We start from the raw sequence: 546 nt of genomic DNA, 5'->3' as shown, positions 1-546 counted from the left end.
TCACCGGATCGGGCTTGGCCGGGATCGGCTTCGCCTGGTCGGGCTTGGCCTGCGGCACCGCGGCCTCGGCCGCATCCTTCGGCTTCTCCTGCACCTTGGGCGGCGGCGGTGGCGGCGGAGGCGTCTCCAGCACCAGCTTGGCCAGCCGCGGCGGCAGCTCGGCCGGCGCGCTGCGGTCGGGTTGCCGCACCGGCAGCCACGGCACGATCAGGAAGATCAGCAGGCACACGCCGACGGTGCGCTGGATGATGCGGCGAAAACGCGCGTCATCCTCGGGCACGCCGACCCAGGGCATCACCCTGGGATTGAACGAAACGGTGGCCGCACTCATGCGCCCGCCTTCTGCCGCACGGCGAACGACATGTCGGTGAAGCTCGCGCGTGCCGCGGTGTACATGATCTTGCGCAGCAGCTGGTACGGGATGTCCTTGTCGCCCATGATCGTGAGCGCCTTGCCCTTGTCCTTGTTGGCCTCGCGGATCATCTCGCGGCCGGCCTGGATGTCGAGCTCGTCCTTCAGCGGCGCGATCAGGTCACCCTTCAGCCC

1 protein-coding gene and 1 pseudogene are annotated in these 546 nt (G+C 69.2%); both read right to left on the bottom strand.

From position 1 onward, the window contains the following. Nucleotides 1–331: pseudogene (locus AC1D01_RS38145) on the bottom strand (AgmX/PglI C-terminal domain-containing protein); the annotation flags it as partial. Next, nucleotides 328–546, bottom strand: a 219-nt coding sequence (locus AC1D01_RS38140) for an ExbD/TolR family protein (protein WP_477875210.1), incomplete at its 5' end; no start/stop codon positions are given. The gene AC1D01_RS38140 and the pseudogene AC1D01_RS38145, both read right to left, overlap by 4 nt.

This window comes from Rhizobacter sp. P3_B12, from assembly GCF_056402895.1.
This window is presented reverse-complemented; position numbering and strand designations above follow the sequence as displayed.